This window comes from Shinella yambaruensis (genome assembly GCF_022899355.1).
GTDB classification, from domain to species: Bacteria; Pseudomonadota; Alphaproteobacteria; order Rhizobiales; family Rhizobiaceae; genus Shinella; species Shinella yambaruensis.
The window spans coordinates 302,391-316,721 of record NZ_JALJCK010000004.1; the positions used below are offsets into that span (position 1 = coordinate 302,391).

Sequence of the window (14,331 nt, forward strand, 5' to 3'; positions counted from 1 at the left end):
GCCCTATGTCTCCAGGTTGAGCCGGATGGCGACGGAACGGGCATGCGCGCCGAGCCCTTCGGCCTCGGCAAGCGTGATGGCCGCGGGGCCGAGGGCGCGGAGCTGGCCGGCATCGAGACGGAGGATCGAGGTGCGCTTCATGTAGTCGAGCACGGACAGGCCGGAGGAGAAGCGGGCGGAGCGCGCGGTCGGCAGCACATGGTTCGAGCCGCCGACATAGTCGCCGATGACCTCGGGCGTGTGGCGGCCGACGAAGATGGCGCCGGCATTGCGGATCTTCGGCATCAGCGCGTCGGGGTCAGCGGTGGCGATCTCCAGATGCTCGGCGGCGATGCGGTTGGCGAGCGGCACGGCCTTCGCAAGGTCGGGCACGAGGATGACGGCACCGAAATCGCGCCAGCTGGCGGCGGCGGTCTCCGCGCGCTCCAGCGTCTTCAGCTGCCGTTCGACGGCGGCCTCGACGGCATCGGCGAGCACCAAGCTGTCGGTGACGAGGATCGACTGGGCGCCGACATCGTGCTCGGCCTGGGCGAGAAGGTCGGCGGCGAGCCAGTCCGGGTCGTTGTCGGCGTCGGCGATGACGAGCACTTCGGAGGGACCGGCGATCATGTCGATGCCGACCGTGCCGAAGACCTGGCGCTTGGCGGCGGCGACGAAGGCATTGCCGGGGCCGGTGATCTTGGCCACGGGCGCGATCGTCTGCGTGCCGTAGGCGAGGGCCGCGACGGCCTGCGCGCCGCCGATGCGGTAGATCTCGTCGACGCCGGCGATGCGCGCGGCGGCAAGCACGGCCGGGTTGATCTCGCCGTCCTTTGCCGGCACGACCATGACGAGGCGCGGCACGCCGGCGACCTTGGCCGGCACGGCGTTCATCAGCACGGAGCTCGGATAGCTCGCGGTGCCGCCCGGCACGTAGAGGCCGACGGCGTCGATCGCCGTCCAGCGCGAGCCGAGGCCGACGCCGATGTCGTCCTCGTAGATGTCGTCCTTCGGCCGCTGGCGGGCATGGTGCTTTTCGATGCGCTGGGCGGCCAGTTCCAGTGCGGCGATGATCTTCGGATCGACCGCGTCATAGGCTGCCTCGATCTCCTCCAGCGAGACGCGCATGGAGGTGACGGCAAAGTCGAGGCCGTCGAATTTCCTCGAATAGTCGGCCAGCGCCGCGTCGCCGCGGGCGCGCACATCGTCGATGATCGCGCGCACGACGGCATTGACGTCTTCGGAGACCTCGCGCTTGGTGGTCAGGAAGGCAGCGAACCGGCTTTCGAAATCACTGCTCTGGTAGTCAAGTCTGATCGCCAAGTCGTCCGTCCTGTCGTCTTCCGGCCAAAGCGCCGGCAAATCCTTCAAACCGCCGGATGGCGGGGCTTCAAGCTGGTTTCCCATGCCCCGCCGGTATCTGCAAGCTGAACTTCGACGCATTCCACATCGAGCGCGATGGAGGCGCTGCCGGAGAGCACGAGTTCCAGCGTGCCGTCCGGGCCTTCGCCCTTCCGGGAGAAATTCACGGCGAGCAGGGAGAAGACGGCGTCCTGGTCCTTGCGGTCGATGCCGAGCGAGCGGACGGTATTGACGCGCTTGAAGGCGACGACGGCGCGGCGGCGCTCGAAGGCCTTGCCGCGGCCGACCGCCTTTTCCCAGACGAAGCGGTTGACGATGACGGAAAAGACACCGTGGCGGGGGTCATAGGAAAGGCCGTCGGTCTTGAAGACGGCGTCCTGCAGGTGGGCGGAAACGACGGAGAGGTCTTCCGTGTCGAGGGCGAGCAGTTTCAGGCTGTCCATGGTGCGTCCTTCGGGGGCAAGCCGGCAAGGGAGCGGGAAGCGCCTTCGCAAGCGGCATTGCGGGAAAATGCTTGGGGACACCGCGGTTTGCGGCATCCGGTCTTTTCCACGAGATAGGACGGCGCGCGGCAGACTGCAACGCCCGCCGCGCAGGGAAGATCAGTCGCTGACGCGTTCGACGACGGCGCCGCAGCGGGTGAGCTTCTCCTCGAGCCGCTCGAAGCCGCGGTCGAGGTGGTAGACGCGCGAGACCATGGTCTCGCCTTCGGCGGCAAGGCCGGCGATGACGAGCGAGACCGAGGCGCGCAGGTCCGTCGCCATGACCGGGGCGCCGCGCAGCCGCTCAACGCCTTCGATCTTGGCCGTCTGGCCGGAGAGCGAGATCTTCGCGCCGAGGCGGGCCAGCTCCTGCACATGCATGAAGCGGTTCTCGAAGATCGTCTCGGTGATGTGCGAAATGCCGCTCGACTTGGTCATCAGGCCCATGAACTGCGCCTGCAGGTCGGTCGGGAAGCCCGGGAAGGGGTCGGTGACGACGTCGACCGGCTTGATGCCGCCGCCATTGCGCACGATGCGGATGCCGCTTTCCGTCGAGGTGATCTCGGCGCCGGACCGGCGGATCGCTTCGAGCGCGGTGTCGAGCAATGCGGCATCGGTGCCTTCAAGCGTCACGTCGCCGCCCGTCATGGCGACGGCCATGGCATAGGTGCCGGTCTCGATGCGGTCGGGCAGCACGCGGTGGCGCGCGCCGGAAAGCTGGGTGACGCCCTCGACGGTGATCGTCGCGGTGCCGGCACCGGAGATCTTCGCACCCATGGCGTTGAGGCACTTGGCGAGGTCCTGCACCTCCGGCTCGCGGGCGGCATTGCCGATGACCGTCGTGCCCCTGGCGAGCGTCGCCGCCATCATCAGGACGTGCGTTGCGCCGACGGAGACCTTCGGGAAGGTGTAGCGCGCGCCGACGAGGCCGCCGTCCGGCGCCGTCGCCTCGATATAGCCGCCGTCGATCTCGATCTTCGCGCCGAGCGCGGCGAGCGCCTCGATGAAGAGGTCGACCGGGCGCGTGCCGATGGCGCAGCCGCCCGGCAGCGAGACGCGGGCCTTGCCTTCGCGGGCGAGCAGCGGGCCGATGACCCAGAAGGAGGCGCGCATCTTCGAGACGAGCTCGTAGGGCGCCGTCGTGTCGACGATGTTGCGCGAGGTGAAATGGATCGTGCGGGAATAGCCTTCGCCCTGGCGCTCGCGGCGGCCGTTGACGGAAATGTCGGCGCCGTGGTTGCCGAGGATGCGGATGAGCTGCTCGACATCGGCGAGGTGCGGCACGTTTTCCAGCGTCAGCGTGTCGTCGGTGAGGAGCGAGGCAATCATCAGCGGCAGCGCGGCATTCTTGGCGCCGGAAATCGGGATGGTGCCCTTAAGTTCGTTGCCGCCTACAATTCGGATACGATCCATGTGCGATTACGGGCCGGGCCCGCCTTTCTCAAAGAATTTCGGCTTTCGGAGATGGCGGCCTCTTTAGAGCATCGCGATCGAAAAATGAAGACCGTGCCGGCCGCCCGCCCTTTTGCGCGCGCCGGTTGGAAAACCATCCCCGTCGTCTTCGGGTGAAGACATGCCCGACTAACCGTCCGATTCGTCTTTTTTTGCGGCAGGACGTCCCCCCGGAAGTCCGGTCGTTTCATCCGCCGCGCCGGCCCGGCGGGCGCGCGCCTGCTGCTTTCGCCGCTGGAGATTGTCGCGCAGCGTCTTGGCCAGCCGCTCCGCGCGAATCTCCGCTTCGGTCCTGATCTTCCCGCTCTTCGTCTCGTCCTTGCCGCTCATGCCCGTCCTCTTATCGAAATCCATCCCGGCAAAAAAGCACTGCCATCACCAGATTTGTTGCAACAATCGCAAAATCGCCGCTTGCACTGCCGGATGACCTATGGCAATAGGCCCTCGCTCACGCGGAACAGACCTTCGTTTCGCCGGATGCTGCTATAGCTCAGGGGTAGAGCACTCCCTTGGTAAGGGAGAGGCCGAGAGTTCAAATCTCTCTAGCAGCACCATTCTTCCTCGTTTTCTTTCCATTTTCCGCACCCGTTGCCGCCTTCCTGCGCGTCTGGCCGGGCGGTTCGCCGACGACGCGTTTGAAGGCGCGGGCGAAGGCGGCCTGGGAGCCGAAGCCGAGGCGGCGGGCGGCGGTGTCGATCGACAGCTTGTCGCGGCGGAACCATTGTTCGGCAAGACGCATGCGCAGGGCAAGCACGTAGCGCTGCGGCGTCACGCCCGTCACCTCGACGAAGCGTTTTGCGAAGACCGAGCGGGAGCTGCCCATTTCCTCAGCCATGTCGGCGAGCGTCCAGTTGCGGCCGGGCTCGCGGTGGAGGGCGGCGATGACGCGGCCGAGGCGCGGGTCGCGCAGCGCCTCGATCCAGCCGGTCGCATCGCCGCAACCGCATTCCACCCAGCCGCGCACGATGGAGGCGGCGACCACGTCGGCAAGGCGTGCGAGGATGCCGGCCGAGCCGACGCGCTCCTCCCCCATCTCCCGCTCCATCGCGTCGAGCAGCGGCATCAGCTCGGGCTGGCGTCCGATCAGCGCGCCGACCGACATGATCTGCGGCATGAGGCCGACGAGCGGATGCAGCGTGTCGAGCTCGAACTCCATGCGACCGGTGAAGATCAGCGTGTCGTTTTCCGGGTCCGCCGTCTTGATGCAGGCCTCCACCGCCGCCACATCGGCGCAGAGCGGCTTTCGCGTATAGCTCTCGTAGTCACGGATCTGGACATGCGGTCCGGTGACGATCTCGTGCACCTCGCCGCGTGGCAGCAGCACGGCATCGCCGCAGCAAAGTTCGCGCCCGGCCTCGCCCGGCGCGCGCAGCAGGACCTTGCCGCGGGCGACGAAATGGAAGCGGGCTTCCGGCCCCGCCGGAAAGCGGATGCCGAAGGGCGGGCTGAGCTGGAGCCGGCCGTAGCTCGCGCCGCGCAGGCGCATGCCCATCAGCAGTTCGCTGACGGGGTCGTGCAGGTTTTTTGCGGAGTCGGACGATCGATCAAACATTGCGGATAAAATGACATTGTGCGTCTTGCATTTCAACCCACCTCTTGGAGCACGCACTGCAACAGGAAAGGGATGGCAGATGACGGATGCAACAATCGCGGCGCCGCAGAGCGAAGCGGATGCGCGGCCGGCCTGGGGGGCCGTGATATCGATGACGTTCGGCGTGTTCGGGCTGGTGGGCGCGGAATTCCTCCCCGCAAGCCTGCTGACGCCGATGGCGGCCGATCTTCGGATATCCGAGGGCATGGCCGGCCAGGCGGTGACGGCGACGGCGGCGGTCGCGCTGGCGACGAGCCTGCTGGTCACGGTGGTGACGCGCAGGATCGACCGGCGGCTCGTGCTGCTCGGCCTTTCGGTCCTTTTGATCTTTTCGAACCTCCTCGTGGCGATGGCGTCGAACCTCGCCATGCTTCTGGCCGGGCGGGTGCTGCTCGGCATGGCGCTCGGCGGCTTCTGGACGCTCTCGGCAGCGACCATGATGCGGCTGGTGCCGGAGGCCTATGTGCCGAAGGCCCTGTCGGTCATGTTCCTCGGCGTGTCGGCGGCCACGGTCTTCGCCGCGCCCGTCGGCAGCTATGTCGGCGATATCGTCGGCTGGCGGAACGTCTTTCTAGGCGCCGCCGTGCTTGGCGCGCTGGCGCTCGTCGTGCAGCTTGCGACGCTGCCCTCGCTTCCGCCGCGCGGCCATTCGCGCTTCGGCACGCTCTTCGAGGTGCTGATGCGGCCCGGCGTCGGTTTCGCGATGTTCGCGATCCTGCTCGTCTTCACCGGCCATTTCGCCTTCTTCACCTATATACGGCCGTTCCTTGAAACGGTGACGGGTCTCGGCGTCGAGGGCTTCTCGGCCGTCTTGCTCGGCTTCGGCATCGCCACCTTCTTCGGCAATTATCTCGGCGCCGTGCTGCTGGAACGTTCCATGCGCTTCACGCTGACGATCATGCCGGTGGTGATGGGCGCGCTCGCCCTCTCGCTCGCCCTCTTCGGCGGCAGCCTTGCCGGCGATGCGGCCATGGTCGCGCTCTGGGGTCTCGCCTTCGGCGCGGTGCCGGTCGCCTGGTCGACCTGGATCACCCGCGCCGTGCCGGACGAGGCCGAAAGCGCCGGCGGCCTCTTCGTCGCCGCCATCAATTTCGCCATCGCGACCGGTGCCGCCGCAGGCGGGGCCCTGTTCGATACAACCGGCGTGACGAGCGTCTTCGTCGCCAGCGGCGCCGTGCTGCTGCTGGCCGCACTCACCATCGTCTCGGCGGTGCGCACCCGGCCGGCCTGATCGCACGGGATGGCGGCGTTCCCGTCCGCCATCTCCCTATTTTCGTTTGCGTGTGCCTGTCTTCACCCTGTTCCCCGTCATGCTTTTCGGTCTAGAACTCCAGTCGAGGATTCTTGGAGGAGCGGCGTGTGACGATGACGGCAGGCGATTTTTCGCGGGGAACTTTTGTCGGGCGCGTCTGGCGGCCGGATGTGCAGGGGCCGGCAGTGGTGATGCTGCGCGACGGCAAGCTGTGCGACATCACGTCCCGGGCCATCCCGACGATGCGGGACCTCCTGGAGACGGACGATCCGGCGGCTGTCGCCCGCGCGGCGCCCTGCGATCCGCTCGGCACGCTCGATGCCGTGCTGGAGGCCTCCGTCGAGGGCGCCGGCAATTTCTCCCGGCTGCACCTGCTCGCGCCGTGCGACCTCCAGGCCGTCAAGGCCTGCGGCGTCACCTTCGCCCGCTCGATGATCGAGCGCGTGATCGAGGAGAAGGCGGCGGGCAATCCGGCGCTGGCGGAGAAGGTGCGCGGCCGCGTCACCGCCATCATCGGCGACAGCCTGCGCGACCTGAAGGCGGGCTCGGAAGCGGCGGCCAAGGTCAAGGCGGCGCTGATCGAGGAAGGCGTCTGGTCGCAGTATCTGGAAGTCGGCATCGGGCCGGATGCCGAGGTCTTCACCAAGGCGCCGGTGCTGGCCGCCGTCGGCTGGGGCGCCTCGGTGGGGCTGCATCCGATCTCCAGGTGGAACAATCCGGAGCCGGAAATCGTGCTGGCGGTCGACAGCCAGGGCCGCGTCAAGGGCGCGACGCTCGGCAACGACGTGAACCTGCGCGATGTCGAGGGCCGCTCGGCGCTGCTGCTCGGCAAGGCCAAGGACAACAATGCCTCGGCGGCCATCGGGCCCTTCATCCGCCTCTTCGACGAGACCTATGCGATCGACGACGTGCGCAAGGCCGATCTCGACCTCCTGATCGAGGGCGAGGACGGTTTCGTCCTGAAGGGCCGCAGCACGATGCGCGAGATCAGCCGCGATCCGCTCGACCTCGTCGCCCAGACGATCGGCAAGCACCATCAATATCCTGACGGCTTCCTGCTGTTCATGGGCACGCTCTTCGCGCCCGTCGAGGACCGCGACACCCCCGGCCAGGGCTTTACCCACAAGACCGGCGACCGGGTGACGATCTCCAATGCCGAGCTGGGCGCCCTCACAAACACCGTGCGCCTTTCCACCGAATGCCCGCCCTGGACCTTCGGCATCACCGCGCTGATGCGCAACCTCTCCTCCCGCGGGCTCCTCTAGATGGGTGAAGGCGGCATGGACGAGACGAGCCGCAAGATCCTGCGGCTGCTGCAGAGCGAACCGGAGCTGACGGTCGCCGAGATCGGCGAGCGCGTCGGCCTCAGCCATACGCCCTGCTGGCGGCGCATCAAGGAGATGGAGCGGCAGGGCATCATCCGCGGCCGCATCGTCGCCGTCGATCCGAAGCGCGTTGGCTTCGAGGTGTCGGTCTTCTGCTTCGTGCGGCTGAAGCAGCACGACGAGGCGACGCTGCTGGAATTCGAGAAGGCGGTGAAGCACATGCCGGAGGTCGTGCAGTGCTATTCCATGACCGGCGACCATGACTATGTGCTGCGCGTTCTGACAAGCAGCGTGCGCCAGTACGAAGAGATCCTGAAGAAGGCGCTGCTGCGCCTGCCGGGCGTCGGCTTCGTCAATTCCAGCTTCGCGCTCGACGAGCTGAAGAACACGCACCGCGTTCCGATCTGACGCGAAATGAGGATGGCTTTGCGCCCAGTGGCCGCTTTTGCGGATGCCATCCCGAAACTGTGATTCGCCGTCGCGAAAATAGGGACCCGCTCCTCCCATTCCATGGGTAAGCTCCTACATATGGAGGATGGCTTTCACGGAGGAGGGCCATCGAGGAGGAGGTCATGCTCAAGCAGAGCTTTTCTCTCGAGGACAAGTATATGGCCGAGGAGGGGAGGATCTTCCTTTCCGGCACCCAGGCACTCGTGCGCCTGCCCATCGTCCAGATGCGGCGCGACCGGGCCGCGGGGCTGAACACCGCCGCTTTCATCTCGGGTTATCGCGGATCGCCGCTCGGCGGCTACGACCAGCAGCTTGCAAAGGCGAAGAAGCATCTGGCGGCGCACGACATCGTGTTCCGGCCGGGCGTCAACGAGGACCTGGCGGCCACCGCCGTCTGGGGCACGCAGCAGCTCCACCTCTCGCCGGGCGCGCGCTATGACGGCGTTGCCGGCTACTGGTACGGCAAGGGGCCGGGCGTCGACCGTTGCGGCGACGTGCTGAAGCACGCCAACGCTGCCGGCACCGCGAAACATGGCGGCGTGCTCTGTTTCGCCGGCGACGACCATTCGGCAAAGTCGTCCTCCATTCCGCACCAGTCCGACCATGCCTTCATGTCGGCGCTGATCCCGGTGCTTTATCCCTCCTCGATCCACGAATTCGTCGAATACGGCCTGCTCGGCACGGCCATGTCGCGCTTTTCCGGCTGCTGGGTCGGCATGAAGTTCATCGCCGACACGGTCGAGACGACGGCCTCCGTCGATCTTGCGGGCGAGCGCCGGCAGTTCGTCATCCCGCAGGATTTCGAGCTGCCGCGGGACGGCCTCAGCCTGCGCTGGCCCGACCCGCCGTTGCCGCAGGACGAACGCCTCCAGACCTACAAGGGCTATGCGGCCATCGCCTTTGCCCGCGCCAACCGGGTGGACGAGGTGACGCACGACGTGCCGCGCGCCCGCTTCGGCATCATCGCCTCGGGCAAGGCCTATGAGGATGTGCTGCAGGCGCTGAAGGAGCTTTCCCTCGGCCCGGCCGAGATGGCCGAGATCGGCATGCGCATCTACAAGGTCCGCATGCCCTGGCCGCTGGAGCCGGAAGGGGTTCGTGACTTCTCGCAGGGACTGGAGGAGGTGCTGGTCGTCGAGGAACGCCGCGAGATCATCGAGAACCAGATCAAGCAGCAGCTCTTCAACTGGCATCACGGCGAGCGGCCGCGCATCGTCGGCAAGTTCGACCATCAGGACAAGCCGTTCCTGCCGCTGTCGGAGGCTTTGTCCGTCGGCATGGTGGCGCGGGCGATCGCCGCCCGTCTCCTGCAGTTCGATTTCGATGCCGGCCTGAAGACGGTCATTTCCGACGAGCTTGCCTATCTCCTGGAACGCGAGAAGATCCGCAAGGCGCACACGGCGCCGGTCGAGCGCGTGCCCTATTTCTGCTCCGGCTGCCCGCACAACACCTCGACGAAGGTGCCCGAGGGAAGCCGCGCCACGGCCGGCATCGGCTGCCACTACATGGTGCAGTGGATGGACCGTGACACCACGACCTTCACCCATATGGGCGCCGAGGGCGTGCCGTGGTCGGGCATCGCGCCCTTCAGCGACGAGAAGCACATCTTCGTCAATCTCGGCGACGGCACCTATTATCATTCCGGCATCCTGGCGATCCGCCAGTCCGTCGCCGCCGGCGTCAACATCACTTACAAGCTGCTCTACAACGACGCGGTCGCCATGACCGGCGGCCAGCCTGTCGATGGCCCGCTCAGTCCCGAGGTGATGACGCGGCAGCTGCATGACGAGGGCGTGGCGCCGATCTACCTCGTTTCCGACCATCCGGACGCATACTCGCCGGCGATGCTCGCGCCCGGCGTCATCGTGCGCCATCGCGACGAGATGGACCGGGTGATGCGCGATATCCGCGAGGCGCCCGGCTGTTCGGCCATCGTCTACGTGCAGACCTGCGCGGCGGAAAAGCGCCGCCGCCGCTCGCGCGGCCTGATGGCGGACCCGCCGGTCCGCCTGATGATCAACCCCGCTGTCTGCGAAGGCTGCGGCGACTGTTCCACCCAGTCGAACTGCGTCTCCGTCGAACCGCTCGACACGGAATTCGGCCGCAAGCGCAAGATCAACCAGTCGACCTGCAACAAGGACTATTCCTGCCTCAAGGGTTTCTGCCCGTCCTTCGTGACGGTCGAGGGCGGCCGGCTGCGCAAGGCCGCGCGCTCCAACCCGGACATGACCGGTATTGCTGAGCCCGACATCGTGCGGATCGGCGACCGCGCCTACAACATCGCCATTGCCGGCATCGGCGGCACCGGTATCCTGACGATCAGCGCCATCCTCGGCATGGCCGCCCATCTCGACGGCAAGGCGCCGATGATCCTCGACATGGCGGGCCTTGCCCAGAAGGGCGGCGCCGTCATGAGCCACCTGCGCATCGGCCTTTGCGATGAGGATGTCTCCTCGCCGCGCATCGTCACGGGCGGTGCGGATCTCCTCCTGGCCGCCGACGACGTGGTCGCCGCCTCGAAGGATGCCGTGACGCTCTGCGACCACCACCGTACGACGGGCGTCGTCAACACGAAGCTGACGCCGGTCGCCGATTTCGTGCGCAAGCGGGACTTCGATTTCCGCCGCCGCGATGTCGAGGGCACGGTGCGGGCGGCGCTGCGCGACCCCTCCCATCTTCTCGATTTCACGACGATCGCTGAGAAGGTGGCCGGCAATGCCATGGCGACGAACATCCTGATGACGGGTTTTGCCTGGCAGAAGGGGCTGATCCCGCTGACGCGCCAGTCGATCGAACAGGCGATCGTGCTGAACGGCGTCGCCGTCGACGCCACGCTCTCCGCCTTCGGCTGGGGCCGCCTGATCGCCGCCGACCCGGCCCGCGCCGAACGCCTGCTCGCCCCCGGAAAGCCCATCGCGATGCTGGAGACCATGGCGCCGGACGCGCTGGTCGCCCATCGCATGAAACACCTGACGGCCTATCAGAACGCCGCCCTGGCCGATCGCTACAAGGCGCTGGTCGAGCGCGTGCGCCAGGCGGAACGGGCGCTCGGGCCGGACGACCGGCTGATCCGCGCCGTCGCGCATGTCTATGCCCAGCTCCTCGCCTACAAGGACGAATACGAGGTGGCGCGGCTCTTCACCGACCCGGCCTTCAAGCAGGGGCTGGCCGAGCAGTTCGAGGGCAAGTACAGCATCGCCTTCAACCTCGCGCCGCCCTTCCTGAAGGGCGAGGATGCGAACGGCCGCCCGCGGAAACGCCGCTTCGGCCGCTGGATGCTGCCGGCCTTCGGCCTGCTCGCCCGCCTGAAGGGCCTGCGCGGCACCGCCTTCGACCCGTTCGGCCGCACGGCGGAGCGCCGCATGGAGCGCCAGCTCATCGCCGACTACGTGGCGCTCACCGAGCATGTGCTCGAAAACCTCTGTCGCGAGAACCTCGACGCCGCCGTTGCGCTGCTGTCGCTTTACGGCGAAATTCGTGGTTACGGCCCGGTAAAGGAGGCGGCGGTGAAGCGGGTGAGGGCACGCGAGGCGGAAATGCGCCTGGCCTTCGATACGGCAGGACAACACAGGGCGGCCGCCTGAGGCCGCGATGGCGCCGGTCATCCGGCTCCGCAAATTGAGAAAGCAGGCGGATGCCGGGCATCCGACCGGGGAGGACGGACATGTACGATGCTGCGATGAGCTTCGGGCTTGGTGAGGAAATCGACGCGCTCAGGGAGAGCGTCCGGCGTTTTGCGAGCGACCGCATCGCCCCGCAGGCGGCGGAAATCGACCGCAGCAACACCTTTCCCATGCCGCTCTGGCGTGAGCTGGGCGATCTCGGCCTGCTCGGCATCACCGCGCCGGAAAGCCATGGCGGATCCGGCATGGGCTACCTCGCCCATTGCGTGGCCATGGAGGAGATCAGCCGCGCCTCCGCCTCGGTGGGCCTCAGCTACGGCGCCCACTCCAACCTCTGCGTCAACCAGATCGTGCGCAATGCCAGCGCCGCGCAGCGGGAAAAGTACCTGCCGAAGCTGATCTCCGGCGAGCATGTCGGCGCGCTCGCCATGTCGGAGCCGGGCGCGGGCTCCGACGTCGTCTCGATGAAGCTGCGCGCCGAAAAGCGAGGCGACCGCTATGTGCTGAACGGCAACAAGATGTGGATCACCAACGGGCCGGATGCGGATGTGCTTGTCGTCTATGCCAAGACGGATCCGGACGCCGGCCCGCGCGGCATCACCGCCTTCCTCATCGAAAAGGGGTTCAAGGGGTTCTCGACGGCGCAGAAGCTGGACAAGCTCGGCATGCGCGGCTCCAATACCTGCGAACTCGTCTTCGCCGATTGCGAGGTGCCGGAGGAAAACGTGATGGGCACCGTCGGGCGCGGCGTCAACGTGCTGATGTCCGGCCTCGATTATGAGCGCGTCGTGCTCTCGGGCGGCCCGCTCGGCATCATGGCCGCCTGCCTCGACGTGGTCATCCCCTATCTGCACGAGCGCAAGCAGTTCGACCGGCCGATCGGCGAGTTCCAGCTGATGCAGGGCAAGGTGGCCGACATGTATGTCGCCCTCAACGCCGCGCGCGCCTATGTCTATGCCGTGGCCGCCGCCTGCGACAGGGGCGAGACCACGCGCAAGGACGCCGCCGGCTGCATCCTGCTCTCCGCCGAAAGCGCAACGAAGCTAGCCCTCGAGGCCATCCAGGCCCTCGGCGGCAACGGCTATATCAACGACTATCCGACGGGCCGCCTGCTGCGCGATGCGAAACTCTACGAGATCGGCGCCGGCACCTCGGAGATCCGCCGCATGCTCATCGGCCGCGAAATCTTCCAGGAGACGCTGTGATGCCGGTCATCCCCTCGGCCGTGAACATCCGCAGCGAGACCTTTGCGGCGAACCGCAAGGCCATGCTGGAGACACTCGCTCTGGTGGAGGAGGCGGCGGGCCTTGCCATGGATGGCGGCGGGGCGAAGGCGCGCGAGCGCCACGTTTCCCGCGGCAAGCTCCTGCCGCGCGACCGCGTCGCGCAATTGCTCGATCCCGGCTCCGCCTTCCTCGAAATCGGCCTCACCGCCGGCCACGGCCTCTATGACGGCGCCTCGCCCTCCGGCGGCATGATCGCCGGCATCGGCCGCGTCTCCGGCCGCGAATGCATGATCGTCTGCAACGATGCGACGGTGAAGGGCGGCACCTATTATCCCATCACCGTGAAGAAGCATCTTCGCGCGCAGGAGATCGCCGCGGAGAACCGGCTGCCCTGCATCTATCTCGTCGATTCCGGCGGCGCCAACCTGCCGAACCAGGACGAGGTCTTCCCCGACCGCGATCATTTCGGCCGCATCTTCTACAACCAGGCGCAGATGTCCGCCGCCGGCATTCCGCAGGTCGCCGTCGTCATGGGCAGTTGCACGGCCGGCGGTGCCTATGTGCCGGCCATGAGCGACGAGACCGTCATCGTCGAGAGCCAGGGCACGATCTTCCTTGCCGGCCCGCCCCTGGTGAAGGCGGCGACGGGCGAGGTGGTGACGGCCGAGGATCTCGGCGGCGGCGACGTGCATACCCGCCTTTCCGGCGTCGCGGACCATCTCGCGCGCGACGACCGCCATGCGCTCGCGATTGCCCGCCAGATCGCGGCCAATCTCAATACGCATAAGCCGAAGTTTACGAAGGTCGGCGACGGCGATGCACCGCTTTACGACCCGGAAGATTTGCTCGGCATCGTGCCGGCCGATACCCGCACGCCCTACGACGTGCGCGAGGTGATCGCCCGCGTGGTGGATGGCTCGCGCTTCGACGAGTTCAAGGCGCGCTTCGGCACCACGCTCGTCTGCGGCTTTGCCGCGCTGCACGGTCTTCCCGTCGGCATCATCGCCAACAATGGCGTGCTCTTCTCCGAGGCCGCCCTCAAGGGCGCGCATTTCATCGAGCTCTGCACCCAGCGCGGTATCCCGCTTCTCTTCCTGCAGAACATCACCGGTTTCATGGTCGGCCGCAAATACGAGGCCGAGGGCATCGCCAAGCATGGCGCGAAGCTCGTCACCGCCGTCGCGACGGCGAAGGTGCCGAAGATCACCGTCCTGATCGGCGGCTCCTACGGCGCCGGCAATTACGGCATGTGCGGCCGGGCCTATTCGCCGCGCTTCCTCTGGACCTGGCCGAACAGCCGCATCGCCGTCATGGGCGGCGAGCAGGCGGCGGGGGTGCTCGCCACCGTCCGGCGCGAGGGCATCGAGCGCGCTGGCGGCAGCTGGAGCGCCGAGGAGGAGGCCGCCTTCAAGCAGCCGACCATCGACATGTTCGCCCGGCAGAGCCACCCGCTCTATGCCTCGGCACGGCTCTGGGACGACGGCATCGTCGATCCGCGCAAGACGCGCGACGTGCTGGCGCTTTCACTCTCGGCGGCGCTCAATGCGCCGGTCGAGCCCACCCGTTTCGGCGTCTTCAGGATGTAGAGG

At 67.1% G+C, this 14,331-nt stretch carries 11 protein-coding genes and 1 tRNA gene; 7 read left to right on the top strand and 5 right to left on the bottom strand.

Features of this window, described 5'->3' with window-relative positions:
• Positions 1-3 precede the first annotated feature (3 nt).
• The 4 genes from hisD to MUU56_RS11450 form a co-directional block, all read right to left on the bottom strand.
• A complete protein-coding gene (gene hisD, locus MUU56_RS11435) occupies positions 4-1,302 on the bottom strand; it encodes a histidinol dehydrogenase (RefSeq protein ID WP_244767426.1) in 1,299 nt (432 codons plus the stop codon).
• Between the two features lie 44 nt (positions 1,303-1,346).
• On the bottom strand, positions 1,347-1,784 hold the full coding sequence (locus MUU56_RS11440) for a DUF2948 family protein (RefSeq protein ID WP_244767427.1): 438 nt from the start codon (positions 1,782-1,784) through the stop codon (positions 1,347-1,349).
• Between the two features lie 159 nt (positions 1,785-1,943).
• Complete coding sequence (murA, locus tag MUU56_RS11445) at positions 1,944-3,236, bottom strand: UDP-N-acetylglucosamine 1-carboxyvinyltransferase (protein WP_244767428.1); 1,293 nt, start codon at positions 3,234-3,236, stop codon at positions 1,944-1,946.
• A gap of 168 nt (positions 3,237-3,404) precedes the next feature.
• Complete coding sequence (locus tag MUU56_RS11450; RefSeq protein ID WP_244767429.1) at positions 3,405-3,605, bottom strand: hypothetical protein; 201 nt, start codon at positions 3,603-3,605, stop codon at positions 3,405-3,407.
• Between the two features lie 149 nt (positions 3,606-3,754).
• Between MUU56_RS11450 and MUU56_RS11455 the strand changes: the two genes are divergently transcribed.
• Positions 3,755-3,829, top strand: a tRNA-Thr gene (locus MUU56_RS11455).
• On the opposite strand, the gene MUU56_RS11460 is transcribed toward MUU56_RS11455, so the two are convergent.
• A complete protein-coding gene (locus MUU56_RS11460; RefSeq protein ID WP_263193561.1) occupies positions 3,808-4,827 on the bottom strand; it encodes an AraC family transcriptional regulator in 1,020 nt (339 codons plus the stop codon). The genes MUU56_RS11455 and MUU56_RS11460 overlap by 22 nt on opposite strands.
• Before the next feature lie 79 nt (positions 4,828-4,906).
• Between MUU56_RS11460 and MUU56_RS11465 the strand changes: the two genes are divergently transcribed.
• From MUU56_RS11465 to MUU56_RS11490, 6 genes are all read left to right on the top strand, one after another.
• The gene (locus tag MUU56_RS11465) at positions 4,907-6,097 is read left to right on the top strand and encodes an MFS transporter (RefSeq protein ID WP_244767431.1); all 1,191 of its coding nucleotides are present in this window, start codon (positions 4,907-4,909) and stop codon (positions 6,095-6,097) included.
• Between the two features lie 134 nt (positions 6,098-6,231).
• Positions 6,232-7,383, top strand: coding sequence for a fumarylacetoacetate hydrolase family protein (locus MUU56_RS11470; protein WP_244767624.1), 1,152 nt, complete (start codon positions 6,232-6,234; stop codon positions 7,381-7,383).
• A 15-nt stretch (positions 7,384-7,398) separates the two neighbouring features.
• Entirely contained in the window at positions 7,399-7,851 is a 453-nt protein-coding gene (locus tag MUU56_RS11475; RefSeq protein ID WP_024270192.1) for an Lrp/AsnC family transcriptional regulator, read from the top strand.
• Between the two features lie 164 nt (positions 7,852-8,015).
• A complete protein-coding gene (locus tag MUU56_RS11480; protein ID WP_244767432.1) occupies positions 8,016-11,477 on the top strand; it encodes an indolepyruvate ferredoxin oxidoreductase family protein in 3,462 nt (1,153 codons plus the stop codon).
• Positions 11,478-11,572: 95 nt separating this feature from the next.
• Complete coding sequence (locus MUU56_RS11485; protein WP_280531031.1) at positions 11,573-12,721, top strand: isovaleryl-CoA dehydrogenase; 1,149 nt, start codon at positions 11,573-11,575, stop codon at positions 12,719-12,721.
• Complete coding sequence (locus tag MUU56_RS11490; protein WP_244767434.1) at positions 12,721-14,328, top strand: carboxyl transferase domain-containing protein; 1,608 nt, start codon at positions 12,721-12,723, stop codon at positions 14,326-14,328. The genes MUU56_RS11485 and MUU56_RS11490 overlap by 1 nt, the downstream gene beginning before the upstream one ends.
• Positions 14,329-14,331 lie beyond the last annotated feature (3 nt).

Bases quoted from the DNA above. Each gene is read 5' to 3' on its own strand.
- MUU56_RS11475 (WP_024270192.1), top strand. From the start codon at position 7,399: ATGGACGAGACGAGCCGCAAGATCCTGCGGCTGCTGCAGAGCGAACCG.
- murA (WP_244767428.1), bottom strand. From the start codon at position 3,236: ATGGATCGTATCCGAATTGTAGGCGGCAACGAACTTAAGGGCACCATC.
- MUU56_RS11440 (WP_244767427.1), bottom strand. From the start codon at position 1,784: ATGGACAGCCTGAAACTGCTCGCCCTCGACACGGAAGACCTCTCCGTC.
- MUU56_RS11480 (WP_244767432.1), top strand. From the start codon at position 8,016: ATGCTCAAGCAGAGCTTTTCTCTCGAGGACAAGTATATGGCCGAGGAG.
- MUU56_RS11485 (WP_280531031.1), top strand. From the start codon at position 11,573: ATGAGCTTCGGGCTTGGTGAGGAAATCGACGCGCTCAGGGAGAGCGTC.
- MUU56_RS11465 (WP_244767431.1), top strand. From the start codon at position 4,907: ATGACGGATGCAACAATCGCGGCGCCGCAGAGCGAAGCGGATGCGCGG.
- MUU56_RS11460 (WP_263193561.1), bottom strand. From the start codon at position 4,827: ATGTTTGATCGATCGTCCGACTCCGCAAAAAACCTGCACGACCCCGTC.
- MUU56_RS11470 (WP_244767624.1), top strand. From the start codon at position 6,232: ATGACGGCAGGCGATTTTTCGCGGGGAACTTTTGTCGGGCGCGTCTGG.
- MUU56_RS11490 (WP_244767434.1), top strand. From the start codon at position 12,721: ATGCCGGTCATCCCCTCGGCCGTGAACATCCGCAGCGAGACCTTTGCG.
- MUU56_RS11450 (WP_244767429.1), bottom strand. From the start codon at position 3,605: ATGAGCGGCAAGGACGAGACGAAGAGCGGGAAGATCAGGACCGAAGCG.